A 24087-nucleotide genomic window follows, 5' to 3' on the forward strand; every position below is an offset into this window, starting at 1 on the left:
GGAGCCGAGCACGGCGTAGCGTAGGGCGCCCCCGAGCGGGGAGGGGGCTAGGTCCTCGTCGCCCGGGAGGAGGTCCTCGAGGGTGCGCTCGACGCGCCCGCGCCGGTCCTCGATAAAGCTGCGCAGGAGGGGCTCCACGGGGCCTACTCGCCGTCGCTTTCGGGAGGCTCGGCGCCGTCCCCGAAGGGGGCGAGGTGCTCGCTTTCCTCGGTGTCGCCCACGAGCTTGTAGACCGTCTGCTCCGCCTCCTGGAGCCGTTTCTCGCACTGGCGGGAGAGGTGGATGCCCCGCTCGAAGTCGGCGAGATCCTGCTCCAGCCCCTGCTCGCCGGATTCCAGGCGCTCCACCAGGGTCTCCAGCTCGGCGAGGGCCTGCTCGAAGGACAGCTCCTGGTCCTGTTCGCCGTTGGTGTCCGGAGTCGGTTCGGATGGTTCGGTCAAGGTCGGATTGCGGGGTTGCGTTGGGAAGGGGTGACACGCCCGGCCGGGCGATGGCCGCTAAGTTACCCCAGCTCCCCGGGAGGGTCAATTTCCCGCCCGGACGCGCGGCCCGCCGCCCCGGCGGGTGCGGGGTGCAGGCGCAGGAAGTATTCCCGGTTGCCGGACTCGCCCGCCAGGGGCACCTCGAAGGCGTCGCCGGAACGGAGCCCGGCGCCCTCCGCCTGCGCCCGCACCCGTTCCAGGGCCGCCTCGCGCAGCCGCCGGTCCCGGACCACGCCGCCGCGTCCCACCTTGCCCCGGCCCACCTCGAACTGGGGCTTCACCAGCACCGCCACCACCGCGTCTTCCGTGACCAGTCGCCGCAGCACGGGCAGCACGCCGCCCAGGGACAGGAAGCTCAGATCCGCCACCAGCCAGGGGAAGGGCGCGCCGAGCAGTCCGGGGTCGGCGCTGCGGATGTCCGTGCCCTCCAGGCCGCGCACCCGAGGATCGTCCCGCAGGCGGGCATGGAGCTGATCCGTGCCCACGTCCACGGTCACCACCTCGCGGGCCCCGCGCTGCAGGAGCAGGTCGGTGAACCCGCCGGTGGAGGCCCCCACGTCCAGGGCGCGGGCGCCGGCCGGGTCGAGGCTGAAGCGGTCGAGGGCGGCCTCCAGCTTCAGGCCGGCCCGGGAGACGTAGGGAATGTCGCTGCCGGTGACGGTCAGCTCGGCCTCCTCGGCCACGGTGCGGCCGGGCTTGGTCACCACCCGGCCGCCCACCTGCACCGCTTCCGCCTCGATCAGGCGCCGCGCCCGGGCCCGGCTGGCGGCGTACCCCCGCCGCACCAGGAGGGTGTCGAGGCGCAGGCGCCGGGTCTCCACGGTGGGGGCCTCCTCGCTCACGGGTCGCTCATGCCTCCCGGTTGGGTGCGCTCGCGGGGCCGGCGGGGGTGCGCGGGCCCCGGTCCAGGCGGCCCTGGGCGCGGAACCATTCCAGGGCCTCGGCCAGGGCCTCGTCGGCGGGGCGGGCCCGGTAGCCCAGCTCGCGCGCGGCCTTGGCGCTGGAGAAGAACATGCGCTTTTTGGCCAGCCGCACGCCGGTCACGGTGGTCAGCGGCTCGCGGCCGGAGAGGCCCGCCCAGGCCTCGGCGCCGTAGGCCACGGGCAGCACCAGGTTCCGGGGCAGGCGCACCCGGGGGGGCTTGCGGTCCATGAGGGCGGCCACCCGGGCCAGGATCTCGCACAGGGCGAGGTTCTCCCCGCCCAGGATGTAGCGCTCGCCGATGCGGCCGTGCTCCAGGGCCGCCAGGTGGCCCGCGGCCACGTCGTCCACGTGGACGAGGTTCAGCCCCGTGTCCACGTAAGCGGGCATGCGCCCGGCCGCGGCGTCCAGGATCATGCGCCCGGTGGGGGTGGGGCGGGCGTCCCGGGGCCCCACCGGCGTGGAGGGGTTGACGACGACCGCCGGCAGACCCTCCTCTCGCGCTTGGCGCAGTACCTCGGCCTCGGCGAGGACCTTGGAACGCTTGTACGGGCCGATCTGTTCGGCCTCCGGGGCGGAGCGCCCCTCGTCCGCCGGCTCGCCGTCCGCGCGCGCCGCCAGGGTGGCCACGCTGCTGGTGTAGACGACCCGCTCCACCTCGGCCCGGGCGGCCGCCCGCATGAGGATGCGGGTGCCCTCCACGTTGGCGCGGTACATGCGCTCCGGATCCGGCACCCACAGGCGGTAGTCCGCCGCGGCGTGGAACAGGGCCCGGCAGCCCTCCAGGGCCGGCGCCAGGGTGGCGGGGTCGGCGAGGTCCCCCTCCGCCACTTCCACCGGCAGGCCCGCCAGGTTGGCGCGGCTGCTGCCGCGGCGCGTCAGCACCCGGACCCGGTGACCGGCGGCCAGGAGCGAGCGCACCAGCGCGGAGCCGACGAACCCGGTGCCCCCGGTCACCAGCACGGTCATGGGGCGGTCCCCCCGGATAGGCGCGACGCAAGGGGCATTTTACCCCACCTGCCGGTTGGCGCCATGGGCGGGCTTCTCCCCGGTTGACCGGCCGATGGCCTCCACCGGGATGGTGGCCACGGTGTCGGGCGCCTTCCGGGGCTCGGCGGGCGGCGGGTCGGGGGCCATGGGCCCCTCGGTGCGCGGCCCGCGCAGAGCGGTCTTCAGGGCCTTCCAGGGGTGGCGCACGGTGTCCTCCACGGCGGTGGCCTCGAAGCCGCAATGGGCCATGCAGTTGTCGCATTTGGGGTGGCGGCCGACGCCGTAGGCCTCCCAGTCGGTCTCCGCCATCAGGGCGCGGAAGGTGGGGGCATAGCCCCCGTCGGCGTGCAGGTAGCAGGGGCGCTGCCAGCCGAAGATGTTGCGCGTGGGGTTGCCCCAGGGGGTGCAGGCGTAGTCCTGGTTGCCGGCCAGGAAGTCCAGGTACAGCCCCGAATGGCTGAGGGGCCACTTGTGGCCCTTGCCCGCGCGGAAGATGCCGCGGAACAGCTCTTTGATGGTGCGGATGCCCATGAAGATGTCGTGGCGCTTGGCGCCCTCGTAATCGAAGGCGGGGGAAACGGTGATCCCCTCCACGCCCAGGCTCGTGGCCTCGTCGAAGAAGTCCCGGGCCCGCTCGGGGTCCTCCCCCTGGAAGAGGGTGCAGTTCACGTTGACCCGGAAGCCCGCCTCGCGGAGCTTGGTGATGGCCTCGGTGGCGCGGTCGTACACCCCCTCCTGGCAGACCGAGGCGTCGTGGCGTTCCCGGTCGCCGTCGAGGTGGATGGAGAAGGTGAGGTACGGCGAGGGGGTGTAGTCCTTCATCCGCTTGGTGGCCAGCAGGGCGTTGGTGCACAGGTAGACGAACTTGCGGCGCCGGATGATGCCGTCCACCACCCGGGGCATCTCCTTGTGCAGCAGGGGCTCGCCGCCGGCGATGGAAACCACCGGCGCCCCGCACTCGTCCACGGCCTCCAGGCATTCCTCCGCGCTCATGCGCTGGGCGAGGATGTCGTCGGGATAGGCGATCTTGCCGCACCCCTCGCAGGCCAGGTTGCACTGAAACAGCGGCTCGAGCATGAGCACCAGGGGGTAGCGGCGGTTGCCGGCCAGCTTCTGCCCGAGGATGTATGTGCCGACGCGGTATTGCTGCAGCAGGGGGATGCCCATGGCTCGCCTCGTTCCGTTGTCCGCGGAAGACGGCCTCCCCCTCCGGGGAGGCGGCGCCCGGAATGTGCTTCGTCTAGCCGCCCACCGGCACCCGGGCGGGAGAGGCGGGCGCCTCCCCGGCCATGGGCGCGCTCGATTCGTCCGCGCCCAGACGGGGGCCGGTGATCCGGCCCGCCTCGCGGAGGGTGGCCCGGGCCCGCCGGAGGTCCAGGCCCAGGGCGGCCAAGCCGGGCAGGGCGGCAGGCTCCCGCAGCAGGGCGCCCAACAGCCCGGGTCTATGGAGGGTGCCGTCGGGCCGCAGGGCGGCCTGCGCGGCCCGAGGGAGCCCCCGCCGGGCGGGGTCCACCACCACCCGGAGGGCCACGAAGGGGAGCCCGGCCTGTCGGGCCACTCGTGCCACGGGGCCGCTCTCCTGGTCCACCGCCGCGGCGCCGGTGGCCCGGAACAGATCCGCCTTGATCGCCGGGGAGCCCGTCACCTCTTCGGCATGCAGCAGCGGCCCCGGGCTCACCGGCAGGCGGGGGACGAGGGCCCCCAGGAGTCGGGAGCGCCAGGCGGCGTCCACCGTGGCCTCGCCGGGGACGTGAAGCCGTTCCGGAAGAATCAGGGTCCCCGCGGGCAGGGCGGGGTCGAGCCCGCCCGCCACGCCCCAGCTCACCAGGGCCTCCACGCCCTCGACCGCCAGCCGGCGGGCGGCCGCTTCTCCCCGTTGCGGTCCCGGGCCGGACACCGCCACTCGGCCTTCCGGAGGCCGCGCCCGGGTGGAAGGGGCGGGCAGGCACGCCGCTTCCAGGGGCAGGGCGGCGACCACGCCCACGGTCACCGCTCTGCCCCCCGGATCTGGTTGCGGTAGCGGGCCAGGGCCTGGAGCGGGAAGTACTTGGTGTAGCCGTGGTATTTCAGGTGGAACACACGGGGGAAACCGGGGGCGGTGAACCAGGGGTCCTCCCAGCCGCCGTCCGCTCGCTGGGTCCCCAGCAGGTAGTCCACCCCCGCCCGCACCGCGGGGCTCTGGGCCTCCCCGGCGGCCATCAGGCCGAGCAGGGCCCAGGCGGTCTGGAAGGGGGTGCTGCGCGGGGCGCGGCGGGCCCGCTCGGGCTGGAAATAGGTGTCGTTTTCCTCGCCCCAGCCGCCGTCGGGCCGCTGCACGCTCTTGAGCCAGCGCACGGCCTGCCGGATCCACGCCTCGTCCATGTCCAGGCCCGCCTGGCTCAGCCCCTCCAGCACCGACCAGGTGCCGTAGACGTAGTTGGTCCCCCAGCGGCCGAACCAGGGGCCCTCCGGCTCCTGCGCCGCCTTCAGGAAGTCGACGGCCCGCCGCAGGGCGGCCCCAGCCTCCGGATGGTCCACCCGGCCCAGGAGGCCCACGCACCGTGCGGTGACATCGCTGGTGGGGGGGTCGAGGAGGGCGCCGTGGTCGGCGAAGGGGATCTCGTTCAGGTAATGGTAGGTGTTGTCGGCGTTGAAGGCGCCGAAGCCGCCGTCCCGGGACTGCATGCCCACCACCCAGTCCACCGCCCGCCGGATCCGTTCGGGCTCGCGTGCGGAGTCGCCGCCGGCGTGCAGGAGATTGGCCACGGTGGCCGTGTCGTCCAGGTCCGGGTAGTGGGGGTTCTCGTACTGGAAGCACCACCCCCCGCCGGGGAGGTCGGGGTTGTCCGCCGTCCAGTCGCCCCGGGGCTCCTCCACCTGGCGGGGGCGGAGCCAGTCCATGCCCCGGGTCGCCTCTTCCGGCGGGATGCCGGCGTGGACCTCCGTCAGGGCGTGGCAGGCGAGGGCGGTATCCCACACCGGGGACAGGCAGGGCTGGCAATAGGCTTCGTCCCCCTGCTCCACCACCAGGTTGCGCAGGGCCCGGCCGGCCTGGATGCGGTAGGGGTGGTCCGGCCCGTAGCCCAGGTGGTCCAGGGCCTCGTAGGCGTAGACCATGGCCGGGAAGATGCCGCCGAGGCCGTGCTCGCCGTTCAGGCGTTCGATGAACCAGTGGGCCGCCTCGTGCACGGCCCGCTCGCGGGTCCGCCGAGGGAACAGGGGCTCCGCCCGGGCCGCGGTCCGCTCGATGGTGAGGATGATTCGGTTCGGCCAGGACCAGACCGGGAAGTAGCGCCGTTCCCGCTCCGGGGGGACGGTGAACAGCTCCCGCACGCCCAGCCGCTGGGGGTTCCGGGCCTGTACACGGCGGGTGTAGAGGATGGACAGGGGCACCATGACCGTGCGGGCCCAGTAGGAGACCTTGCTCAGATGGAAGGGGAACCAGGTGGGCAGCAGCACGATCTCCGCGGGCACCATGGGCACGCCGCGCCAGGGGATCTGCCCGAACTGGGCCAGCAGGAAGCGGGTGAAGACGTTGGAGCGCGCCGCACCGCCGTTGGCCAGGATGGCCGCACGGGCCTCCTCCATGGCGGGCTCCTCGGGGTCCACGCCCGCCAGCTTCAGGGCGTAGTAGGCCTTGACGGAGCCGCTTAGGTCGAAAGGGCCACCAGGATACAGGGGCCAGCCGCCGTGGGCGGGGTCCCGGCGCTCCCGGAGGTAGCGGACCATCCGCTGCTGCAGCCCGGAGTCGATCTCCCCCGTGAAGTGCATCATCAGGATGTATTCGGCGGTGATGGTGCAATCGCCTTCCAGCTCGAAGCACCAGTGGCCGTCGGGGAACTGGTGGTCCACCAGGGCCGCTTCGGCCGCCGCGATGGAGCGGTCCAGGGTGTAGCCGGTGGTCCGCAGGCCGCCGCCCTGGTCCGTGGTCCCGAGCGCGTCGTCTTTGTAGGAGGTGAGTCTTGCCAAGGTACGCCCTTTCCGAATGGTGCGAACGGCTGCCCGCGGGGGACGGCGGCCACGGAGCGGGGTGGCCCTCGATGGCTTCTCGGGGCGCGGAACGGAAAGTCCGGGGATCCAGGCGGTTATCGATTCCATTGTTCGAGGGTGCGCGCTGATTTTGTCAATGCCCCGGGGGAGGACCCCAATGGCCGGGGCGCGGGCGGGCCCGTGCGGGTTGCGGGCGGGGGCGGCTTCCGCCAAAGATGGGACCTGGGGCTCGGGTGGTGGGGCCCCTGTCGCCGGGGGGCGCCTTGGCGGCTTCGGGGGGTGACAGCGTACCGGAGGGGATCATGGAGCAGTCCAGCGGAGCCGGCCGGGGAGCCGCGCGACTCCTGCGGGGCGGCATGGCGCAGGTGGCCCGCGCGCGTCTGCGGATCCGGTTTTCCGTGCACATCGACGGCCGGGAGCATTGCCCGCGGGTGGGGCCGGTCCTGGTGGTCTCCAACCATCGGCGGGATTCGGACGGTCCCCTGGTGGGGGATCTCCTGATGGGGGTTCGGGCGGGCCGGTTCGGGGAGGGCCTGCCGCACTTCGTCGCCCGGGAGGACCTGTTCCGCAAAGGATTCCTCCGGGAGTATCTCACCGGGTGGCCGGCCTGGGCCCGGGGGGCGCTGGGCCCCCTGGATCTGGGCCCGGTATTGAGCCTGCTGCACGTCCATCCCATGCGGCGGGTCTTTGAGCGCACCCTGGGGGAGGTCCTGGGGGAGATCGCAGAGCGGGAGGGGGACCTCCCCCTGGCCGGGGTGCTGCGGCCGGCCTGGGTTGGACGCTTCGAGGGCCTGGCCCCTCGTCCCGGCGAGCCGCAGGGCCTCCGCGCGGCCCTGGCTCCCCGCTACCGGCCGCTGCTGCACCTGCCCCACGGACTGCGCAAGCTGACCCGCGAGTGCCTGCGCCACACCCTGCCGTGGGAGCGGGAAGTGGTGGCGGGGCATCTCCGGGCCGTCCAGGAGGCCCTGGCCCAGGGAGCGGCCGTCCATCTGGTGCCCGAGGGCCGGGTCTCTCCGCACGGTGGGGTCGATCGGGTACGGTCCGGGCTGCACCGGCTCCTGGAGGGGGGCACTCCGTCTCCGGCGATCCTTCCCCTGGGGATCACCCACGATGACGCCACCATTGCCCGGCCCCGGGTGTTCTTGAGTCTGGGCGCGGGGTGGGTGGAGGCGGGGGGCCGGAAGCGGAAGGAGCGCGCCGGGGCGGTCCAGGAAGCCATCCAGGCGCAGACCACCCTGACCCTGACCCAGGTGGGCGGCGCCCATCTGGTGGAGGCGGGGATGCGGGGTCGAAGGGTCACCGCCGCGGAGCTCGAGGAGCGGGCGGCGGCGGAGGCGAAGGGGTACCATCGGGTCGGGGCCCGGGTGGATCCTCTCCTGCTCGATCCGGCCTCGCGGGCCCAGCGGGTGGGCGCCTTCCTCGCCTTCGGCCGCCGCCACGGCCTGCTGCACCCGGAGCCATGGGGCGGGTTCAGAGTGGGGGAGGCGGCGCTCGGGCCTCCCGATCCCTGGAGGCCCGCCGGGCTTGTCCCCTACGGCGCCAACGAGCATGCCGCCTTCGCCCGCCAATGGGCCCCGGCGGAGGCCGCCCCGGCCGAGGCAGCATGGGCGCCCCGGATTCGGGGATAGGAGCGGTCCGGGCCTTCCTGCGGCCCCATGTCTTCCTGCCCGTGCTGCTGGCCGCCGCCCTGGTCTTCTTCCTGCTCAGTATCTCCGACCTCCCTACGGTGCTCGCCCGCATCGAGCGGATCGCCCCGGAAGCGGTGGTCGCCGGCTTCGGACTCACCGTGGCGTATCTCGCCCTCAAGGGGGCCGTGCTGCGCACCCTCCTGGCGGGGCTCGGCTACCCCATGGGCTGGCGGCCCTTCCTGCTCGCTTTCGCCGTCGGCGAGCTGGCGGTGACCGTTCCCTCGGGGGTTTACGCCCAGAACTACGTGCTGAGCCGCCTGGGGGTGGCCCCGCCGGGGCGTTCTTCCGCGGCCACCACCCTCATGATCCTGGTGGAGACCCTGGTGGTGATGGCGGTCCTGTCGGTGCTCGGCATTCCCGGATGGGACTGGCTCGGGCCCCTGATGGTGGGCTTGATCCTCATCCACGTAGTGGGGGTCGCGGTGGTGGTGGAGTCCCGTTCGGTGCGCCGCTGGCTGGGGTCCGTCCGGGGAATCCTGAGGCCCCTAGCCGGGGGCGCGCTGGGCATGATCCACGGGGTCCGCCACCTGGGACGGTCGGGGAGGCTCTGGGTGGCCGTGGGGCTGACCACGGCCTACCTGGTCCTCCAGGGGATGGGGCTGCTGGTGGTGGGACGGGCCACGGGCCTGGAGGGCCTCGCTCCGGAGCAGGCGGTGGCCATCTTTTTCGTGGCCCTGTGGGTGACCCTGCTCGTGGCCAGCGTCCTCACGCAGCTGGGGGTGATCGAGGCGGTGGCCCTGGGGGCCGCCCAGGCCTACGGCTACGGCCTCGACGAGGCCCTGGCCGCCATCCTGGGATACCGGGTGGTCTGGCTGGGGTCGGTGTGGCTGGTCTGCGGGGGCCTGGTCCTCCGGCTGCACCGGGAGCTGGCCTCCTCAGGCTAGCACCATGTCGAGGAAGCGGCGCACCGACTCGGCGGCGGGGGCCGTGCGCGGGAGCCCGGGGTAGGTCTCGGCCTCGGATACGTCCGCGGCCAGGTCCAGGCGGCGCTGCATTACGCCGTGGGCGTGGCCCTGCTGCCGGTGGTAGCGGGCCAGGTATTCCTGCTCGCTCTGTCCCGGAGTGGGGACGAACAGGGCCTTTTTGCCGAGCTGGGCCAGCTCCATGAGGGTGGTGTAGCCGGAGCGGCCGATCACCAGGCGGGCCCGATTCATCATGGCCTGCTGGGCCGGGCGGTCCAGGTAGTCGTGGATGGTGATGCGGCCCCGGTCCAGGCTGCGGGACCCGGATTCCGGCTTGCCCAGGGCCACCACGATCCGGCCCGGCAGGGACTCCACCTCCGCGAGCACCCGCTCCTCCAGCAGGGTGCGCTGGGGCTCCTGGCCGGAGAGGGTGACGAAATAATCCAGGTCCGCTTCGCCGGCCTGGGGGGCGACGGTGGACAGGGGGCCGATGTAGGCCAGGCGGTCGCCCCAGTCGCGGGCGAGGTGGTGGCTGAGGTCGCCGGAGAGGCCCCCGTCCTCCGCCGCGTCCGGGACCAGGACGCGGCGGAAACCGGCGAACAGCCGCGCCTGGGTGCCTTCCACCAGGCCTTCAAGGCGCTGCGGGCGACCGGGGATGATGTGGCGCAGGGAGTGGAAGAGGAGGTAGCTGGGCACCTCGGGCAGGCCGACCCCGACGCGGCTGTCGGAGACGATGCGCGTGAAGCCCTCCCGGTGGCACAGGTCCCGGGTGAAGCGGCGCTCCCGGCGGAAGGTGGCGAGGATCAGCGGCAGGGCGAGGCTCATCTGCAGGTAGAATCCGGCCACGCTGCGGTTGGAGGCCTTGGGGAGGTCGCGCAGGGCGATGAAGGCGCACCGGTCCCCGAGCTCGCCGCGCAGGAGCCGCAGGGCCCGGCCGGTGGACAGCACCGTGACGCGGTTGCCGGCGTCCAGGAGCCCGCGGATAAGCGGCAGGGAGCGGGTGGCGTGGCCGAGCCCCCAGTCGTGCACCGCGAAAAGGACCTTTTCTCCGCCCATGGCTGATTCCGGCTCCGGAAATGGGGAACGGCGAGGACCAACGAGGAGGACACTGGTCCCATACAGGCAGCTTTTGCCGGCTGCCTCAAGAGGAGGGGGAAGCCGGTCCGGGGGAAGGGACAAAAAAAAGACCGGGCCGCAGCCCGGTCTCGCGACGGATCCGGCGGAGCCTACAGGTCGGAGGACTTCTCCGCGAGGTAGGAGGCCACCCCTTCGGGCGTGTCCTTCATGCCGCTCTCGCCTTCCTGCCAGCCGGCGGGGCAGACCTCGCCGTGCTCCTCGTGGAACTGCAGGGCGTCGAGCATGCGCAGGGTCTCGTCGATGTTGCGGCCCAGGGGCAGGTTGTTCACCACTTGGTGCTGCACCACACCGCTGCGGTCGATGAGGAAGGTTCCGCGCAGGGCTACCGACTCGTCCACGAGCACGTCGTAGTCGCGGGCGATGCTCTTGGTCAGGTCGGCCACCATGGGGAAGCTCACCTGGCCGATGCCGCCGTTGTCCACCGGGGTGTTCTTCCAGGCCAGGTGGGTGAAATGGGAGTCGATGGAGCAGGCCACCACCGCGCAGTTGCGCTTCTCGAACTCCTTCACCCGGTTATCGAAGGCGATGATCTCCGAGGGGCAGACGAAGGTGAAGTCGAGGGGGTAGAAGAACAGCACCCGGTACTTGCCCTGGGTCTCCTTGAGGAAGTGCCATTCCTCCTGGATCTGGTTGTCCGGGTGCACGACCGGGGCGGCGAAGTCGGGGGCCTGCTTGTTGACCAGTACGCTCATGGAGGGCTTCTCCTCGTCTTGGGGTGTCGGATGCGGCTTTTAGATGGCAATTAGACTCATTCTAAATCAGGGCGGCTATGGTAGCATGCCCCTTTTTCCCGGCCAAACCGCCGGGCGCCACTCGGGGAATCCGCAATGCCAGGAAACGCCTTCGGCGAGCTGTTCCGCGTCGCCACCTTCGGGGAAAGCCACGGCCCGGCCCTCGGCGCGGTGGTGGAGGGCTGTCCGCCCGGCCTGTCCCTGGACGCGGCGGACATCCAGCGCGACCTGGATCGGCGCCGTCCCGGGCAGTCCCGGTACACCACCCAGCGCCGGGAGGCCGACGAGGTGGAGATCCTGTCCGGGGTCTTCGAGGGAGAGACCACCGGCACCCCCATCGGCCTGCTGATCCGCAACACGGATCAGCGGAGCAAGGACTACTCCGAGATCAAGGACAAATTCCGTCCGGGGCACGCGGATTATACCTATTGGAAGAAGTACGGGCGACGGGACTACCGGGGCGGAGGCCGGGCCTCGGCCCGCGAGACCGCCATGCGGGTGGCCGCCGGGGCCATCGCCCGCAAGTTCCTGGCCGACCGGCTGGACATAACCATTCGTGCCTGTCTGGAGGCCATGGGCGAGGTGCGCCTGGAGCGGCGGGACTGGTCGGCGGTCCCGGACAATGCCTTCTTCAGCCCCGACCCGGACCGGGTGCCGGAGCTGGAGGCGGCGCTCAACGCCGTCCGTAAGCAGGGCGATTCCATCGGCGCCCAGATCTACGTGGAGGCCCTCGGGGTGCCTGCCGGCCTCGGCGAGCCCGTCTTCGACCGGCTGGAAGCGGACTGGGCCAGGGCGCTCATGGGCATCAACGCGGTGAAGGGGGTGGCCGTGGGCGACGGGTTCGATGTGGTGGGGCAGCGGGGCTCGGTGCACGGCGACGAGATGGACGCCTCCGGGTTCCTGTCCAACCATGCCGGCGGGGTCCTGGGCGGCATCTCCACCGGCCAGCCCCTGACCGCCCGGGTGGCCATCAAGCCCACCTCCAGCATCCAGGTGCCCCGGCGGAGCCTGGACGTGCACGGCAACGAGGTAGAGGTGGTGACCAAGGGCCGCCACGACCCGTGCGTGGGGATCCGCGCCGTGCCCATTGTGGAGGCCATGACCGCCCTGACCCTCATGGACCATTTCCTGCGCGACCGGGCCCAGAACGGCGAGCGCGGCGACGGGTAACCGCAGAGGCGCGGAGGCCGCAGAGGAAGGCCTCGGGAGCTGGGAGCGAGGCCGGGCAATGGGGGCTCACCCCAGGGGAGGCCTTCTGGCGGTCCCGTAAAGTTCGCGGCAATCGCCGCCCTATTCCGGACCGAATTTCCGCGACAGGGCGCCCGCCGGATTGGTCTGCCGGTCTCCGCGTCCCCGGCGTCTCTGCGGTTTTTTCGCTACGAGGTATCCCGCCCCGATTCGAAGGAGCCACCCTTGGAGGCCGATTCCGGCACCGCAGAGGGGAACGTGCTAAACCGCGACCTGGCCTTCCGCTTCGGCGGCTTCTACTTCGTCTATTTCGCAACCCTCGGCGCCATCCTGCCGTACTGGAGCCTCTACCTGGAATCCCTGGGCATGGTCGCCTTCCAGATCGGGGTGCTGGTGGGGGCCATCCAGGTCACCAAGATCTTCGCCCCCAACGTGTGGGGCCCCCTGGCCGACCGCACCGGGCGCAGGCTGACCGTGGCCCGCTACACCGCCCTGGGCACCCTCCTGGCCTTCCTGCCGCTCTACGGCCTGGACACTTTCTGGACCATGCTGCCCGTGGTGGCCCTGTTCGCCTTCTTCCACGCCGGCCCCCTGCCCCTGGTGGAGGGGGCGGTGTGGGACGTGGTCCGCAGCCGGGGGGTCCACTACGGGCGCCTGCGCCTATGGGGCTCGCTGGGCTTCATCCTCACCGCGGTGGCCCTCGGGCCGGCGCTGGACGTCCTGGGCTACGCGCGGCTGTTGGATTTCATGAACGCCCTGCTGCTGGGCATCCTGGTCTTCACCTTCCTGGTCCCCGAGCCGGGGGTGGCGGCGGGGAGCGGGGCCGGCGGGGGGAGCCTGCTGGCGACCCTGCGGCAGAGGCGGGTCTGGGGCTTCTTCGTCACCACCTTCCTCATGCAGGCCAGCCACGGGGCCTACTACGGCTTCTTCTCCATCTTTTTGAGCGAAAACGGCTATTCCGGCCTGGCCATCGGCCTGCTGTGGGGGCTGGGGGTGCTGGCCGAGGTGGTGGTGTTCCTGTACACCGATCAGCTCGTGCGCCGCTTCGGGGTGCGCTCCATCCTGGCGGGAAGTCTGCTTCTGGCTGCCCTGCGCTGGATGGTGATCGGCACCACCACCGCCCTGGCCTGGCTCCTGGCCGCGCAGGTGCTCCATGCCGCCACCTTCGCCACCTTCCACGCCGCAGCCGCCCACCACACCCACGAGCTGTTCCCCGGCCGCCTGCGGTCGTCCGGGTTCGCGCTCTATTCCAGCCTGGCCTTCGGTTTCGGTGGCGGTGTGGGCTCCCTGCTTTCGGGCACCCTGTGGGACTGGATCGGGGGAGGGGCCACCTTCTGGGTGGCCGGCGGACTGGCGGCCCTGGGCGTGGCGGTCATGGGCCTGACCCGGGTGGCCGCTCCGGCCCGGCGCTCGATCTAGGGGATGGGGGGAGCGGTGCGGCGCCGACCGGAGGGTCAGTCCAGGCCTCGGCTCTCCAGGAGCTTGTTGACCAGGGCCTGGGTGTCGTCGGGCTCGTCGATCTTGTCCGCGGGAGTCCAGGAGTAGTCCGGCTCCAGGCGGTAGGAGCCGCGGAAGGTGTCTGGCGGATTGCCGTTCCAGTCCTCCTCGGAGAGCATGGAGAAGTACAGCGTGCCGTCCTCTTTTTCATAGAGATGGTATATTTTCCCCGGCTGGCGCTGGAAGTTGCACTGGGCTTTGTGCAGCTCCATGTCCTGCTGGGCGCTGCTCATGATCTCTTCGGCCTCGGCCTGGAGCGCCTTGATCTGGTCGGCAATAACTTTTAGCTTACCGCTCACGCGGGTATTCACCATCTGGTCGGCCTTCTCGATCTCCTGGGCGGTGTCCACGAGATTGAAGGCCGGCGCGCCGCGCTCCACGGGGTAGGGAGAGCTATGGTCGGGGCCCTGATGGATTTCCCCCTTGTCCTGGGGAGTCTTGTGGGCGTTGTCTTCTCGGGAGCTCTTCGGGTCGTCGGCCATTTGATCCTCGATAAAAGGCATCTTAAAGTTAATAGGGTAGCTGTTCGCGCGAAGGCCCTTCAACCTTGGGCCGGCGCGTCCACTCGGCGTTTCGTCGCTGGCTAGCCCGCAACCAGGAGCCGAACCTATGGATGAGCGGTCCCGTCGTGCCCGAACGCTGCTGGGCACGTTCTTTTTGCCGGCCGCCCTTATGCTTGCCGGAGGTTTCTCGCCGGAGATCCGGGCCCAATCCACGGCGGAGGCCGCCAAGGGCCAGAAGATCTTTTTCAAGGTGTGCGTGCAGTGCCACACCCTGAAGGAGAAGGACCAAGCCTCCGGGCCAGGCCTGGGCGGGGTCCTGGACCGGGTCCCCTCCGAGGACTGGCTCTTGAAATGGCTGGAGGATCCGGAGGCCATGGTGGAGTCGGAGGACGACTACGCGCAGTCCATTGTCGACGATTACTCCATGGACATGCCCACGCTTGAGGTCATGCAGAAGGAATCCAACCGGAAGGCCATTGTCTCCTTCTTCAAGGAGATTCAGAAAGGGGATCTGGATCCCGTGGAGTAGGCCTAATTCGCATTGGCTTCCACCGGTACGCGGCCCAGGCAGCTACCGGTCAGAACCCGTTGTCCCGGCGACAGGCCTTCCCGCCATCGGGCCCGGTCAGGGCCGAAGAGGACGATGACGGTGGATCCCAGGTTGAACCAGCCCATTTCCTCCCCCTTTGCCAGGCGGACGGCCCCCTCCCCGGCTGCCGGGTAGTTCCAGTGTCGGATCTCCCTCCGAGTGGGCGGGGTGACGGTACCCGCCCAGACGGTGCCGATGGTGGCCACCAGCATGGCGCCCACCAGGACCACGGCCATGGGGCCCGCCTCCGTGTCGAACCGGGCCACCACCCGCTCGTTGCGGGCGAACAAGTTCGGCACGTGGGCGGTGGTGGCGGGGTTCACGCTGAAGGCCCGCCCCGGGATGTGGACCATCTCCCGCAGGGTACCCTCCACGGGCATGTGGACCCGGTGGTAGTCCCGCGGGGCCAGATAGACGGTCAGGAAGCTCCCCCCGGCAAAGGGGGCGGCCCGATCCGCCAACCCCCCCAGCAGCTCGGGAACCTGGAATGCGGCGTCCTTGGCACGCATCGAGCGGCCTTTCGAAAGGTGCCCGAATTCGCTCAGGGTTCCGTCCGCTGGACTGGCGATGCTGTCCGGCTCCGGGCAGAGGGGGCGCGCCCCCGGCCTCAGGGGGCGGGTGAAGAAGGCCTGGAAGTCGGGGTAGGCCTCCGGATCCGGTTCCGCAGCCTCGGCCATGTCCACCCCGTAGCGGCGCAGGAACCAGTGGATGAGCGGCCGCCGCACCCAGGGGTGCCGCCCCCGGGTGGCGAGCCCCAGAAGGCGGGACAGGGCGTGGTGGGGAAGGGGGTACTGGGCCCAGGCGCCGAGGCGGGCCAGGGCAGTCTTGAAAACGGGCATACCGGGCAAGTTCTCCAAGGATTCAGGGGCCCCAAAGGATAGCCGGATTGCGGGGTCCAGGATACCCGTCCGGGGCATTGACCCTCCCCGTCGGATTTGCTTAAATACCGCTTCTTCTTCGCCGCGTCCCCATCGTCTAGCGGTCCAGGACATCGGCCTTTCACGCCGAAGACGGGGGTTCGAGTCCCCCTGGGGACGCCATATACGCCAACGCCCCACAGGGGCGGTGGCTGGTCGCAAAGAGCCCGGCGATCTCTCGCCGGGCTCTTTGCGTTTTCTCGCAGGTTCCTTCCATCGAGGGGCCCGGGGCCCACCCAGGCCTCCGGGCGCTTGGGCACCCAATCCCCGCGCGGGTTCCTTCGCCACCCTGTTATTCTCGACAAAAGTCCATGGCGGATCTCCCCCGAGCTCGCGCCTCGCGGAGATCCGCTTTCCGGCCATCCGAGGAGGCGGTCATGCGCATCTCCGGTGACGAGCTGGAACGGGCCCGGGCCGCCACCGAGCACCTGCTGGAGGAGCTGGGGGTGGAGGCCTACCTGTTCCAGGTGGAGCCCCGGGACGGGTACTGGGAAGTGGACGTGGAGTGTGCGGTCCGCCAGGGCTGGCAGCGGATCGTGCTGCGGGTAGGACGCGAGCGCCTCCTGGCGAGCTGGAAGCAGGGGGAGGTCCGGGACGCCCTGCTGGCGGAATGGGGGAGCGAGCTGGAGGACTGCCGCAAGGAGGGCGGCCGCTAGGCGCAGGGCCCGGCGTTCCCGGCCCCCTTGGCGGGCCATGGAGAGCCCCTTCGGACGCGGGCGCTGGTCGCCCCCTGGAGGCCGCTGCCTCAGGCGGGCCCGAGCAGGGCCCGGACCACCTCGGTTACGCACCGGCCCAGCACCCTGGGCACGTATCCCCCCTCCAGCACCAGGGCGGTAGGTGGCGGGCCGTCGGCGCCGGCGGCCGCCCGGCACGCCCGCACCAGCCAGGCGTAGTCCCGTTCCAGGAGACGGAGGTCCGCGAGGTCCTCCTCCGCGTGACCGTCGAATCCCGCCGAAAACAGCAGCAGGTCGGGCCGGAAGCCTTCCAGGGCCGGGAGCAAGCGCTGCCGGGCCAGGGCGCGCAGCTCCCGGCCCGTGGCGCGTGGGGGCAGGGGCAGGCGGACGGCGTTTCCCGGCCCCGTTCCGCTGGGCGCGCCGAACCCCCCCTCCTGGAACAGGGACAGGAACAGCAGGCCCGGCTCCTCCCACACCAGGGATTCGGTGCCGTCGCCGTGGTGGGCGTCGAAGTCCACGATGGCGACCCGGTCGGTTCCCGGGTGCCGAAGGGCGTGGCGCGCCGCCAGGGCCGCATGGTTGAGCAGGCAGAATCCTCGGGCGGAGGCGCGCCCGGCGTGATGGCCGGGGGGCCGGGTGAGGGCGAAGGCGGCCTCCACCTCGCCCGCCAGGGTCAGCTCCATGGCGCGCAGGGCGGCCCCCGCCGCGCCCCGCGCCGCCGCCAGGGAGCGCGGGGCCAGCAGGGTGTCCCCGTCCAGGGGGGTCCACCCCTCTTGGGGCAGGCTGTGCTCCAGGCGGGCCAGGTACTCGGGGGCGTGCACGGCGGTGATCCGGTCGTCGGTGGCCGCGGCGGCCTCCACTCCACGCAGGAGCGGCTCCAGGCCGGAGGCGATTAGCTGGTCGCTGATGGCGTCCAGCCGGGCCGGCTGGTCGGGGTAGAGCGGGGGGAGGGTGTATTCCGCGCAGGCGGGGTGCGTTACCAGGGCTACGGTCATGGGGGCTCCGCGTGGGGCTGGCACCTTACACCGCCAAGGCCGCCGGGGGAACCCGGGCCGCGGCACCGGACCCGGGGAGCTCACGAAGGGGCCCCGGTACGCCCCCTATGCCGGCCATCTTTTCAAGGCCCCCGCCGGGCAGGCAAGTTGAAAGGGCAACGCCCCCACCCGCGTCCACCGCGAGGTCCCGCCCATGCGCCCCCATTACCTGGACAAGCTCTTCGCCCCCGAGTCCGTGGCCGTGTTCGGCGCCAGCGAGAAGGCTGGCTCGGTGGGCGGGCAGGTGCTGCGCAACCTTTTGGCAGCGGGCTTTCCCGGCTCGCTCTTCGCCGTGAACCCCAAATACGACGCGGTGTTGGACCAGCCCTGCTTCGAGCGCATCGGCCATATCGGCCAGCGGGTGGACATGGCCGTGGTGGCCACGCCCGCGGAGACCGTACCCGGCATCGTTCGGGAATGCGGTGAGCACGGCGTGGAGGTGGCGGTGGTCATGTCCGCCGGCTTCGGCGAGGCGGGGGCCAAGGGCCGGCGCCTGGAGCGGGACCTGGAGGAATACGCCCGCTACTACGGCATCCGCGTGCTGGGGCCCAACTGCCTCGGGGTGATCCGCCCCGGCCGGGGGGTGAACGCCACCTTCAGCAACAACACCGCCGAGCCGGGCAACCTCGCCCTGGTATCCCAGTCCGGGGCCCTGTGCACCGCCATCCTCGACTGGGCCCGCCCCCATCAGGTGGGATTCTCCGCCATGGTCTCCCTGGGCGACGCCGCGGATGTGGACTTCGGCGATGTCCTCGACTACCTCGCCCTGGACGGCCAGACCTCCAGCATCCTCCTCTACGTGGAGGGCATCCACAATGCCCGTGGCTTCATGAGCGGGCTGCGCAGCGCGGCGCGGCTGAAGCCGGTGATCGTGGTCAAGGCGGGACGGCACGCCGCGGGGTCGCGGGCCGCCATGTCCCACACGGGGGCCCTGGTGGGCGGCGACGACGTGTTCGATTCGGCCCTCGGGCGGGCGGGGGCGGTGCGCGCCCGGACCATCGACCAGCTCTTCGCCGCCGCCCAGATGCTGGCCGAGCGCCCCAAGGTGGGCGGCAGCCGGCTGGGCATCGTCACCAACGCCGGCGGTCCGGGGGTGCTGGCCACGGACCGAGCCGTCGACGTAGGCGTAGAGGTCCCGGAGCTCGCCGAGGGGACCGTGGAGCGCCTCAACCAGCGCCTTCCGGAGCACTGGTCGGGGGCCAACCCCCTGGACATCCTGGGCGACGCCAGCCCGGAGCGCTACGGCGAGGCCCTGTCCGCCTGCCTTTCCGACCCCCACCTGGACGGCGTTCTGGCCATGCTCACCCCCCAGGCCATGACCCGTCCCCGCGAGGCCGCCGATGCGGTGGTGGAGGCCCACCGGGCGAGCGACAAGCCGGTGCTGGCCTGCTGGATGGGCGAGGAGCAGGTGGCCCCCGGCTGGCAGCGCTTCCGGGAGGCCCAGGTGCCCTACTTCGGCAGCCCGGAGGCGGCGGTGGAGGCCTTCTCCTACCTGGCCACCCATCGGCGCAACCAGGAGCAGCTCCTGCAGGTGCCGGGGCCGCGCTCCTTCCGCTCGGAGCCGGATCCGGAGGGGGCGCGGCTGATCATCGAGGGGGCTTTGGCGGAGCACCGGGAGGTGCTCTCGGAGATGGAGTCCAAGGCGGTGCTCACCGCCTTCGGGGTGCCGGTGCTGCCGTCGGTGGAGGTTACCTCCGCCAACCAGGCCCTGGTGATGGCCGAGTCCCTAGGCTTCCCGGTGGCCATGAAGATCAACTCCCCCGACATCAGCCACAAGTCGGACGTGGGCGGGGTCCGGCTCAACATCGGCAACGCCCAGGCGGTGCGCCACGCCTACAACGAGCTGCTGGAGGAGGTGGCGAGGCAGCGTCCCGAGGCCCGCCTGCACGGGGTGGTGCTGGAGCGCATGTACACCCACCCCCACCGCCGCGAGCTGCTGGTGGGGGTGCTGCGGGACCCGGTGTTCGGTCCGGTGGTGAGCTTCGGCGCCGGTGGCACGGCGGTGGAGATCATGCGCGACCGGGCCGTGGCCCTGCCCCCCCTGAACAGCTTCCTGGCCCGCCGGCTGGTGGAGGAGACCCGGATCTCGCGGCTCCTGGACGCCTACCGCAACCTGCCCGCGGCGGACCGCACCGCCCTGGAGGACACCCTGCTGGGGGTCTCCGAGCTGGTCTGCGAGCTGCCCCACATCCAGGAGCTCGACATCAATCCGCTCATGGCGGACCCGGGGGGGGTCTGGGCGGTGGACGCCCGCATGCGCGTCAAGGCTCCCACGCCCACCCTGGAGCCCTATGGCCACATGGCCATCCACCCGTACCCCTCGGAGCTGGGCGGGCACTTCCAGCTGGCGGACGGCACGGAGATCGTCATCCGTCCCATCCGGCCCGAGGACGCCGAGATCGAGCAGGAGTTCGTCCGCAACCTCTCCGAACAGTCCAAGTACTTCCGCTTCATGCGCACCCTGCACGAGCTCACCCAGGAAATGCTGGTGCGCTTCACCCAGATCGACTACGACCGGGAGATGGCCTTCATTGCGGTGACCGAGCGGGGCGGAAAAGAGGTAGAGCTGGGCGTGGCCCGGTACACCGTCAATCCGGACGGGGAGAGCTGCGAGTTCGCCATCGTGGTGGCCGACGAGTGGCGGCGGAAGGGGATCGGCACCCGACTGGCGCAGACCCTGTTGGAGACCGCCAAGGAACGGGGCCTCAAGGTCATGGAAGGGGAGATGCTGTCCAACAACACGGAGATGCGCGCCCTCGCGGAGCGCCTGCATTTTACCGTGCGGCCCACCGACCAGGATCCGGGCATCCTGGTGCTGCGCAAGGAGCTGTAGGAAAAAACAAGGGGCCCCTCTCGGGGCCCCTGACGCGGCGGTGCCGGCGCCCCTACATATCGCCGAACTCCAGGCGGTCGGCCACGCCGTCGAGGGCCGACTGGGCGCATTCCTCGTCGATGTCCCCGCCCGGGGCGCCGCTGACGGACACGGCCCCGATCAAGGCGCCCTGGCTCTCGACGGGCAGGGCGCCCTCCATGGTCAGCACCTCGCCGAGGTGGTTCAGGTCCGCGGCGATGTCCGAACGGCCCTCGCGCACCTGGGCGCTGGAGGTCCCGGAGAGGATGACGGCCCCGGCCTTCTGCCGGGCGATGTCCATGGTCATGCGCGGGGCGTAGACATCCCGCAGCAGGGCCTGGGTGTCGCCACCCCGGTCCACCACCACGGCGGATACCTGGTAGCCCTCGTCCCGGCAGGCTTCCACCGCCCCCTGGGCGATATCCTGCGCCAGTTCCATGGACATCCGCTTCACGCTCACCACATCCTGCTCTTGGGCCATGGACGGGCCGGGGAGCGGGAGCAGGGCGACGGCCATGCCGGTGAGAGCGGCCTTCCAGCGGTTCCTTGTCTCCATGGGACTTCTCCTAGGTTGGTTGGGTTTGTCGTGGGCTTGAACAGACGGTACCGGGTGGCGAACAATCGGTGAATACCGGACATTTGGAAGGGGCGGATACCATGCCGGGAACCGCCTTTCAAGGCGCTCCGGCATGCATGCAGGTGGAAGGGGCACCCACCGGCCCGGAGATCCGGGCCGATCCAGAGGGAGGAAGAGCCATGGCCGTGGCAGGCGATGCGAGGCCGGATCTGGAGAAGGCCCGGCGGGACCCCCTATCGGTTTTCACCACGCCGGAGGAGATTCGGGACCATCCCGTCCTGGAGCGCGCCGAGAAGGTGGAGCTTCTGCGCCGCTGGGAATACGACGCCCGCGAGCTGGAGATCGCCGAGGGGGAGGGGATGATCGGCGGCGAAACGGACTGCCTCGAGCGGGTGGAGGCCGCGCTGCTGGCCCTGAGGGAGGAGCCCGCCGGCGACCCGCAAGGGGAAGGCTAAGGGAGCTTTAGGGCTCCCCCATCACCAGGGCGTCCTCCCGCCAGGGCAGGAGGTCGGCCGGGATGCGCAGCCGGATTTGATCTCCCCGCTCGATGCCCCGCTCCTCGAACCACCCCTGATTGACTTCCAGGGCCAGCTGCGCGGGCCGACGGGAGCGGTAGTGGACGTCTTCGCGGAGAGGGGCCATCTGCTCGATATTGAGGACACGGCCCTTTTCGTCGAGAAAGGCGATAGACAGGGGGAGGGGGGTGTTTTTCATCCAGAAGGCACGGTGGTCCGCTTCCGGCCAGACGAAGAGCATGCCCCGATCCGCTCCCAGGCGGTTGCGCCCCATGAGGCCCTGCTTTCGATCCCCGGGAGTGGCGGCGATTTCCACTTCCAGTTGCTCTCCGGAGATGGTGGCCGACACTGTGTCGTCGGTCTCTTCCCCGACCGCTGCCACCGCGTACGACAGCAGGCAGGCCGCAGCTAGGATGCTCCGCATTCAGTCCTCCTTTCCCAGGCTTCCAGGGTTGGTGCCGACCCGCTCCTTGAGGGTCTGGATGCGCCGGTAGGAGCGGTCGATGCGCTCCTCGCTCACCCGGCCCGAGCGCACCATTTCCCGGATGATGCCGTGGACCCGCGCCGCGATCCGCGGCTCGTAGACCAGGTTGTTGCCGAACAAAAGGATGTCGGCGTCCGCCTCCAGGGCCCGGCGCACCACCGTGCGCAGCTCGTGGTGCTCCCGGATCGCCCCCATCTGCAGGTCGTCGAGGATGACCACCCCCTCGAAGCCCAGCTCCTTCCGCACCAGGCCGTGGATGACCCGGCGCGACAGGGAGGCGGGCCATTCGGGATCAAGCCCGCGGTGCATGAGGTGGCCCACCATGACCGTATCCACCAGCCCCCGGGCGAGCAGCCGCCTGTAGGGAGCCAGCTCCGCCGGGTCCCAGGTCCGCGTGATGTCCACGAGCCCGCGATGGGTGTCCCCGCGGGCGCTGCCGTGGCCGGGGAAGTGCTTGACGGAGGTCAGCACGCCGGCGGCCCGGTGGGCATGGACCACCGCCGCGGCGTGGCGGGCCACCGACCCGGGGTCCGCCCCGAAGCTGCGCTCCAGCCCGGCGATAACGGGGCTGTCCGGGTTGCGGGCCAGGTCCAGTACCGGGACGAGGTTGAGGTTCAGGCCGAGGCTGCCTAGCTGCCGGGCCGTCTCCCCGGCGGCCCGCCGGGTGGCCTCCGGCCCGGCGGCGGCCAGCTCGGCGGCGGACGGGGTCGGCGTGAAGCCCCGTTCGGGAGGCAGCCGGCTCACCCGGCCGCCCTCCTGGTCCACGGCGATCAGCAGGGGCCGTTCGGCGGCCTTTTGGAGCCGCGCGGTGAGCCTCCGCACCTGGGCGGGGCTGCGGATGTTGCGCCGGTCCGAGGCCGCGGCCACGTCCCGGTCGAAGAGGATCACCCCCCCGATGCGCCGGTCCCGGATGTCCTCCAGGATGGGGTGCTCCGGCCCCGGCAGGGTGCCGCGGAAGCCCACCATGAGCATCTGGCCGATGCGGGCGTCCAGGCTCGGACCAGCCGGTTGGGCACCGCCCGGGGCGGCGAGGAAGACAAGGGCGGCCCCCAGTCTCCAAAGAAGCGCCGTGGCCCCGGCGCCGTGGGTGGCTCGGGGGCGGGCGGCCGGGCAGGGACCGGCGCGGGGCCGGGACATGATGGCGATCCTTCCCCTCAGGAGGAGGGATCGCCGGAGTGGCCGCCGGGCGGTCGGGTGCGGCTGCCGGCCTCCAGGGCGAGGTTGGTGCGCAGGGTGCTCACCTGGGCCAGCGCCTTTTTCAGGTACCGGTCCGTGACCTCGGAGTCCCCCTCCCCGAGGGCGGCCAGCCGTTCCACCGTCTCCCGCAGTACCTCGTCCAGGTCGTTCAGGGTCGCCATCCTCATCCTCCGTCGCGGTGGGGGCGGTGTGCAGGGTCCGTGGCCGTCCGGTCCGCCGCGCGCCGTCCGAGGTCCCGGCTCCGGCGCAAAAGGTCTCCCACACCCGGCGAGAGGGGCTCCGGCAGCGCGCGAGGAGAGAACCATTCCGCCGCCCGGGCGTCGTCCCCGGCCCGGGGGCTCCCCTTCCGGCAGTCCAGGCGAACGGCGATCAGTGCGTAATGGTAGCGCAGGTTCCCCGCCTCGTCGCGGTCGTGGACGTCCACAGCCCCGAAGGCCTCCCTGGGCACGGCCTCTACCCCTGTCTCCTCCCGGAGCTCCCGGCGCGCCGCTTCCAGGATCGTCTCGCCCCATTCCAGGCGGCCACCCGGGAATCCCCAGTATCCGGGCTGGGGCGGATCCCGACGCCGGACCAGCAGGATCCGATCGTCTTTCCAAACCACCGCCAGTACCCCCGGCCGGGGAGCACGGTTCTCTCCCTGCTTGGGCGTTGTCTTTTCTTTCATTTCCTGCCTATATTGCGGAAAGGGCGGTGTGAGCCCCGGAATTCCCCGAACGGGGATGGGGGCGATCCGCAAAAATCCGAAGGGGGGTCATGGAGTTGAGCTATGTCCAAGCAACCTTCCCTCCTTCCTCTTTCGATACTAATCCTCCTGATGGCCTCCGGAAGGGCGGCGGTCGCCGCCCCCTATACGGAGGCTCCCGAGAACCCCGATGCCGCGCGAGCCTTTGAATTCCTGCTGGACAAGGATTTCAGCCGCCAATGTGACCTGACCACCAGCGTTCTCCGGGACAACCTGGACGAGCTCTTCGGCAGCCGCTACATGGGGCTGGAGTTCGAGCGCTGGGAGGTGGAGGAGGGCGGAACTGGGGAGTACCTCCTGACCCTCCACTACAACGATGAAAGATCGGGCACGACCGAAGCGCGCTGGACGGTGCGGCCGGAACGGGAGGAGGCCCGGATGGACGGCGAGAGCGCCGAGGTGGTGAGCTGCTTCTGAGCCCGCTTCCGGCCGGACGGTCCTAGTCGTTTTCCGGGTGCATCCCCCGTCCGGGTATAGCCGCACGGGGGTGCCTCCGGTG

25 protein-coding genes and 1 tRNA gene are annotated in these 24087 nt (G+C 71.2%); 10 read left to right on the top strand and 16 right to left on the bottom strand.

From position 1 onward, the window contains the following. Window positions 1–143: 143 nt before the first annotated feature. From ACLFRB_RS07080 to shc, 6 genes are all read right to left on the bottom strand, one after another. Window positions 144–440 (bottom strand): exodeoxyribonuclease VII small subunit, encoded by a 297-nt coding sequence (locus ACLFRB_RS07080; protein WP_411068312.1) that lies wholly within the window; start codon window positions 438–440, stop codon window positions 144–146. Window positions 441–502: 62 nt separating this feature from the next. Next, window positions 503–1324 (bottom strand): TlyA family RNA methyltransferase, encoded by an 822-nt coding sequence (locus tag ACLFRB_RS07085; RefSeq protein ID WP_411068313.1) that lies wholly within the window; start codon window positions 1322–1324, stop codon window positions 503–505. 7 nt (window positions 1325–1331) lie between these two features. Next, window positions 1332–2372 carry a hopanoid-associated sugar epimerase gene (gene hpnA, locus ACLFRB_RS07090; protein ID WP_411068314.1) on the bottom strand — a complete coding sequence of 347 codons (1041 nt, stop codon included), beginning with the start codon at window positions 2370–2372 and terminating at the stop codon, window positions 1332–1334. Window positions 2373–2411: 39 nt separating this feature from the next. Further along, window positions 2412–3560 carry an adenosyl-hopene transferase HpnH gene (gene hpnH / locus ACLFRB_RS07095; RefSeq protein ID WP_411068315.1) on the bottom strand — a complete coding sequence of 383 codons (1149 nt, stop codon included), beginning with the start codon at window positions 3558–3560 and terminating at the stop codon, window positions 2412–2414. Between the two features lie 73 nt (window positions 3561–3633). Further along, the gene (locus tag ACLFRB_RS07100; RefSeq protein ID WP_411068316.1) at window positions 3634–4383 is read right to left on the bottom strand and encodes a hypothetical protein; all 750 of its coding nucleotides are present in this window, start codon (window positions 4381–4383) and stop codon (window positions 3634–3636) included. Beyond that, on the bottom strand, window positions 4380–6281 hold the full coding sequence (shc, locus tag ACLFRB_RS07105) for a squalene--hopene cyclase (protein WP_411068345.1): 1902 nt from the start codon (window positions 6279–6281) through the stop codon (window positions 4380–4382). The genes ACLFRB_RS07100 and shc overlap by 4 nt, the downstream gene beginning before the upstream one ends. A 383-nt stretch (window positions 6282–6664) precedes the next feature. Between shc and ACLFRB_RS07110 the strand changes: the two genes are divergently transcribed. Together ACLFRB_RS07110 and ACLFRB_RS07115 are read left to right on the top strand one after the other, a co-directional pair. After that, a complete protein-coding gene (locus ACLFRB_RS07110) occupies window positions 6665–7990 on the top strand; it encodes a hypothetical protein (RefSeq protein ID WP_411068317.1) in 1326 nt (441 codons plus the stop codon). Then, window positions 7966–8934 (top strand): lysylphosphatidylglycerol synthase domain-containing protein, encoded by a 969-nt coding sequence (locus ACLFRB_RS07115; protein WP_411068318.1) that lies wholly within the window; start codon window positions 7966–7968, stop codon window positions 8932–8934. The genes ACLFRB_RS07110 and ACLFRB_RS07115 overlap by 25 nt, the downstream gene beginning before the upstream one ends. On the opposite strand, the gene ACLFRB_RS07120 is transcribed toward ACLFRB_RS07115, so the two are convergent. After that, window positions 8926–10008 carry a glycosyltransferase gene (locus ACLFRB_RS07120; RefSeq protein ID WP_411068319.1) on the bottom strand — a complete coding sequence of 361 codons (1083 nt, stop codon included), beginning with the start codon at window positions 10006–10008 and terminating at the stop codon, window positions 8926–8928. The genes ACLFRB_RS07115 and ACLFRB_RS07120 overlap by 9 nt on opposite strands. A 170-nt stretch (window positions 10009–10178) precedes the next feature. Further along, a complete protein-coding gene (locus tag ACLFRB_RS07125) occupies window positions 10179–10781 on the bottom strand; it encodes a peroxiredoxin (protein ID WP_411068320.1) in 603 nt (200 codons plus the stop codon). A 135-nt stretch (window positions 10782–10916) separates the two neighbouring features. Here ACLFRB_RS07125 and aroC point away from each other — a divergent pair, with 135 nt between their 5' ends. Beyond that, window positions 10917–11990, top strand: a complete 1074-nt coding sequence (aroC, locus tag ACLFRB_RS07130) for a chorismate synthase (protein WP_411068321.1) — start codon at window positions 10917–10919, stop codon at window positions 11988–11990. Between the two features lie 243 nt (window positions 11991–12233). Then, window positions 12234–13427 (top strand): MFS transporter, encoded by a 1194-nt coding sequence (locus ACLFRB_RS07135; protein ID WP_411068322.1) that lies wholly within the window; start codon window positions 12234–12236, stop codon window positions 13425–13427. 35 nt (window positions 13428–13462) lie between these two features. Here the strand turns inward: ACLFRB_RS07135 and ACLFRB_RS07140 are convergent, their stop codons facing one another. Continuing rightward, window positions 13463–13987 carry a DUF2452 domain-containing protein gene (locus ACLFRB_RS07140; protein ID WP_411068323.1) on the bottom strand — a complete coding sequence of 175 codons (525 nt, stop codon included), beginning with the start codon at window positions 13985–13987 and terminating at the stop codon, window positions 13463–13465. A 127-nt stretch (window positions 13988–14114) separates the two neighbouring features. On the opposite strand from ACLFRB_RS07140, the gene ACLFRB_RS07145 reads away from it, so the two are divergent. Then, window positions 14115–14537, top strand: a complete 423-nt coding sequence (locus ACLFRB_RS07145) for a c-type cytochrome (protein WP_411068324.1) — start codon at window positions 14115–14117, stop codon at window positions 14535–14537. A 2-nt stretch (window positions 14538–14539) separates the two neighbouring features. On the opposite strand, the gene asd is transcribed toward ACLFRB_RS07145, so the two are convergent. After that, entirely contained in the window at window positions 14540–15436 is an 897-nt protein-coding gene (gene asd / locus ACLFRB_RS07150) for an archaetidylserine decarboxylase (RefSeq protein WP_411068325.1), read from the bottom strand. Between the two features lie 125 nt (window positions 15437–15561). Here asd and ACLFRB_RS07155 point away from each other — a divergent pair. Continuing rightward, a tRNA-Glu gene (locus ACLFRB_RS07155) sits at window positions 15562–15637 on the top strand. 254 nt (window positions 15638–15891) lie between these two features. Then, window positions 15892–16170 (top strand): hypothetical protein, encoded by a 279-nt coding sequence (locus ACLFRB_RS07160; RefSeq protein WP_411068326.1) that lies wholly within the window; start codon window positions 15892–15894, stop codon window positions 16168–16170. A gap of 89 nt (window positions 16171–16259) precedes the next feature. Here ACLFRB_RS07160 and ACLFRB_RS07165 read toward each other — a convergent pair whose 3' ends face one another. Then, window positions 16260–17183, bottom strand: coding sequence for a histone deacetylase family protein (locus ACLFRB_RS07165; protein ID WP_411068327.1), 924 nt, complete (start codon window positions 17181–17183; stop codon window positions 16260–16262). 193 nt (window positions 17184–17376) lie between these two features. Between ACLFRB_RS07165 and ACLFRB_RS07170 the strand changes: the two genes are divergently transcribed. Then, window positions 17377–20055 (top strand): GNAT family N-acetyltransferase, encoded by a 2679-nt coding sequence (locus tag ACLFRB_RS07170; protein ID WP_411068328.1) that lies wholly within the window; start codon window positions 17377–17379, stop codon window positions 20053–20055. Between the two features lie 52 nt (window positions 20056–20107). On the opposite strand, the gene ACLFRB_RS07175 is transcribed toward ACLFRB_RS07170, so the two are convergent. Next, window positions 20108–20629 (bottom strand): GlcG/HbpS family heme-binding protein, encoded by a 522-nt coding sequence (locus ACLFRB_RS07175; RefSeq protein WP_411068329.1) that lies wholly within the window; start codon window positions 20627–20629, stop codon window positions 20108–20110. Between the two features lie 200 nt (window positions 20630–20829). Here ACLFRB_RS07175 and ACLFRB_RS07180 point away from each other — a divergent pair, with 200 nt between their 5' ends. Continuing rightward, window positions 20830–21105: a hypothetical protein gene (locus ACLFRB_RS07180; RefSeq protein ID WP_411068330.1), complete on the top strand. Its 276-nt coding sequence runs from the start codon at window positions 20830–20832 to the stop codon at window positions 21103–21105. Window positions 21106–21112: 7 nt separating this feature from the next. Here ACLFRB_RS07180 and ACLFRB_RS07185 read toward each other — a convergent pair whose 3' ends face one another. The 4 genes from ACLFRB_RS07185 to ACLFRB_RS07200 are packed head-to-tail and all read right to left on the bottom strand — an operon-like array spanning window position 21113 to window position 23510. After that, window positions 21113–21589, bottom strand: a complete 477-nt coding sequence (locus ACLFRB_RS07185; RefSeq protein WP_411068331.1) for a DUF192 domain-containing protein — start codon at window positions 21587–21589, stop codon at window positions 21113–21115. Continuing rightward, window positions 21590–22786, bottom strand: coding sequence for a glycoside hydrolase family 3 protein (locus tag ACLFRB_RS07190; protein WP_411068332.1), 1197 nt, complete (start codon window positions 22784–22786; stop codon window positions 21590–21592). 17 nt (window positions 22787–22803) lie between these two features. Beyond that, window positions 22804–23007 carry a hypothetical protein gene (locus ACLFRB_RS07195; RefSeq protein WP_411068333.1) on the bottom strand — a complete coding sequence of 68 codons (204 nt, stop codon included), beginning with the start codon at window positions 23005–23007 and terminating at the stop codon, window positions 22804–22806. 2 nt (window positions 23008–23009) lie between these two features. Continuing rightward, window positions 23010–23510, bottom strand: a complete 501-nt coding sequence (locus ACLFRB_RS07200) for an NUDIX hydrolase (protein ID WP_411068334.1) — start codon at window positions 23508–23510, stop codon at window positions 23010–23012. 102 nt (window positions 23511–23612) lie between these two features. Between ACLFRB_RS07200 and ACLFRB_RS07205 the strand changes: the two genes are divergently transcribed. After that, complete coding sequence (locus ACLFRB_RS07205) at window positions 23613–24005, top strand: hypothetical protein (protein WP_411068335.1); 393 nt, start codon at window positions 23613–23615, stop codon at window positions 24003–24005. Window positions 24006–24087: the final 82 nt, after the last annotated feature.

The sequence above is a fragment of the Thiohalorhabdus sp. genome (assembly GCF_046545655.1).
Lineage (GTDB): Bacteria > Pseudomonadota > Gammaproteobacteria > Thiohalorhabdales > Thiohalorhabdaceae > Thiohalorhabdus.

What these genes read in the sequence shown, in the direction of transcription:
- hpnA (WP_411068314.1), bottom strand. Translation starts at nt 2,372, where the DNA reads ATGACCGTGCTGGTGACCGGGGGCACCGGGTTCGTCGGCTCCGCGCTG.
- hpnH (WP_411068315.1), bottom strand. Translation starts at nt 3,560, where the DNA reads ATGGGCATCCCCCTGCTGCAGCAATACCGCGTCGGCACATACATCCTC.
- ACLFRB_RS07110 (WP_411068317.1), top strand. Translation starts at nt 6,665, where the DNA reads ATGGAGCAGTCCAGCGGAGCCGGCCGGGGAGCCGCGCGACTCCTGCGG.
- ACLFRB_RS07115 (WP_411068318.1), top strand. Translation starts at nt 7,966, where the DNA reads ATGGGCGCCCCGGATTCGGGGATAGGAGCGGTCCGGGCCTTCCTGCGG.
- ACLFRB_RS07120 (WP_411068319.1), bottom strand. Translation starts at nt 10,008, where the DNA reads ATGGGCGGAGAAAAGGTCCTTTTCGCGGTGCACGACTGGGGGCTCGGC.
- ACLFRB_RS07125 (WP_411068320.1), bottom strand. Translation starts at nt 10,781, where the DNA reads ATGAGCGTACTGGTCAACAAGCAGGCCCCCGACTTCGCCGCCCCGGTC.
- aroC (WP_411068321.1), top strand. Translation starts at nt 10,917, where the DNA reads ATGCCAGGAAACGCCTTCGGCGAGCTGTTCCGCGTCGCCACCTTCGGG.
- ACLFRB_RS07140 (WP_411068323.1), bottom strand. Translation starts at nt 13,987, where the DNA reads ATGGCCGACGACCCGAAGAGCTCCCGAGAAGACAACGCCCACAAGACT.
- ACLFRB_RS07145 (WP_411068324.1), top strand. Translation starts at nt 14,115, where the DNA reads ATGGATGAGCGGTCCCGTCGTGCCCGAACGCTGCTGGGCACGTTCTTT.
- asd (WP_411068325.1), bottom strand. Translation starts at nt 15,436, where the DNA reads ATGCCCGTTTTCAAGACTGCCCTGGCCCGCCTCGGCGCCTGGGCCCAG.
- ACLFRB_RS07160 (WP_411068326.1), top strand. Translation starts at nt 15,892, where the DNA reads ATGCGCATCTCCGGTGACGAGCTGGAACGGGCCCGGGCCGCCACCGAG.
- ACLFRB_RS07165 (WP_411068327.1), bottom strand. Translation starts at nt 17,183, where the DNA reads ATGACCGTAGCCCTGGTAACGCACCCCGCCTGCGCGGAATACACCCTC.
- ACLFRB_RS07170 (WP_411068328.1), top strand. Translation starts at nt 17,377, where the DNA reads ATGCGCCCCCATTACCTGGACAAGCTCTTCGCCCCCGAGTCCGTGGCC.
- ACLFRB_RS07175 (WP_411068329.1), bottom strand. Translation starts at nt 20,629, where the DNA reads ATGGAGACAAGGAACCGCTGGAAGGCCGCTCTCACCGGCATGGCCGTC.
- ACLFRB_RS07180 (WP_411068330.1), top strand. Translation starts at nt 20,830, where the DNA reads ATGGCCGTGGCAGGCGATGCGAGGCCGGATCTGGAGAAGGCCCGGCGG.
- ACLFRB_RS07185 (WP_411068331.1), bottom strand. Translation starts at nt 21,589, where the DNA reads ATGCGGAGCATCCTAGCTGCGGCCTGCCTGCTGTCGTACGCGGTGGCA.
- ACLFRB_RS07190 (WP_411068332.1), bottom strand. Translation starts at nt 22,786, where the DNA reads ATGTCCCGGCCCCGCGCCGGTCCCTGCCCGGCCGCCCGCCCCCGAGCC.
- ACLFRB_RS07195 (WP_411068333.1), bottom strand. Translation starts at nt 23,007, where the DNA reads ATGGCGACCCTGAACGACCTGGACGAGGTACTGCGGGAGACGGTGGAA.
- ACLFRB_RS07200 (WP_411068334.1), bottom strand. Translation starts at nt 23,510, where the DNA reads ATGAAAGAAAAGACAACGCCCAAGCAGGGAGAGAACCGTGCTCCCCGG.
- ACLFRB_RS07205 (WP_411068335.1), top strand. Translation starts at nt 23,613, where the DNA reads ATGTCCAAGCAACCTTCCCTCCTTCCTCTTTCGATACTAATCCTCCTG.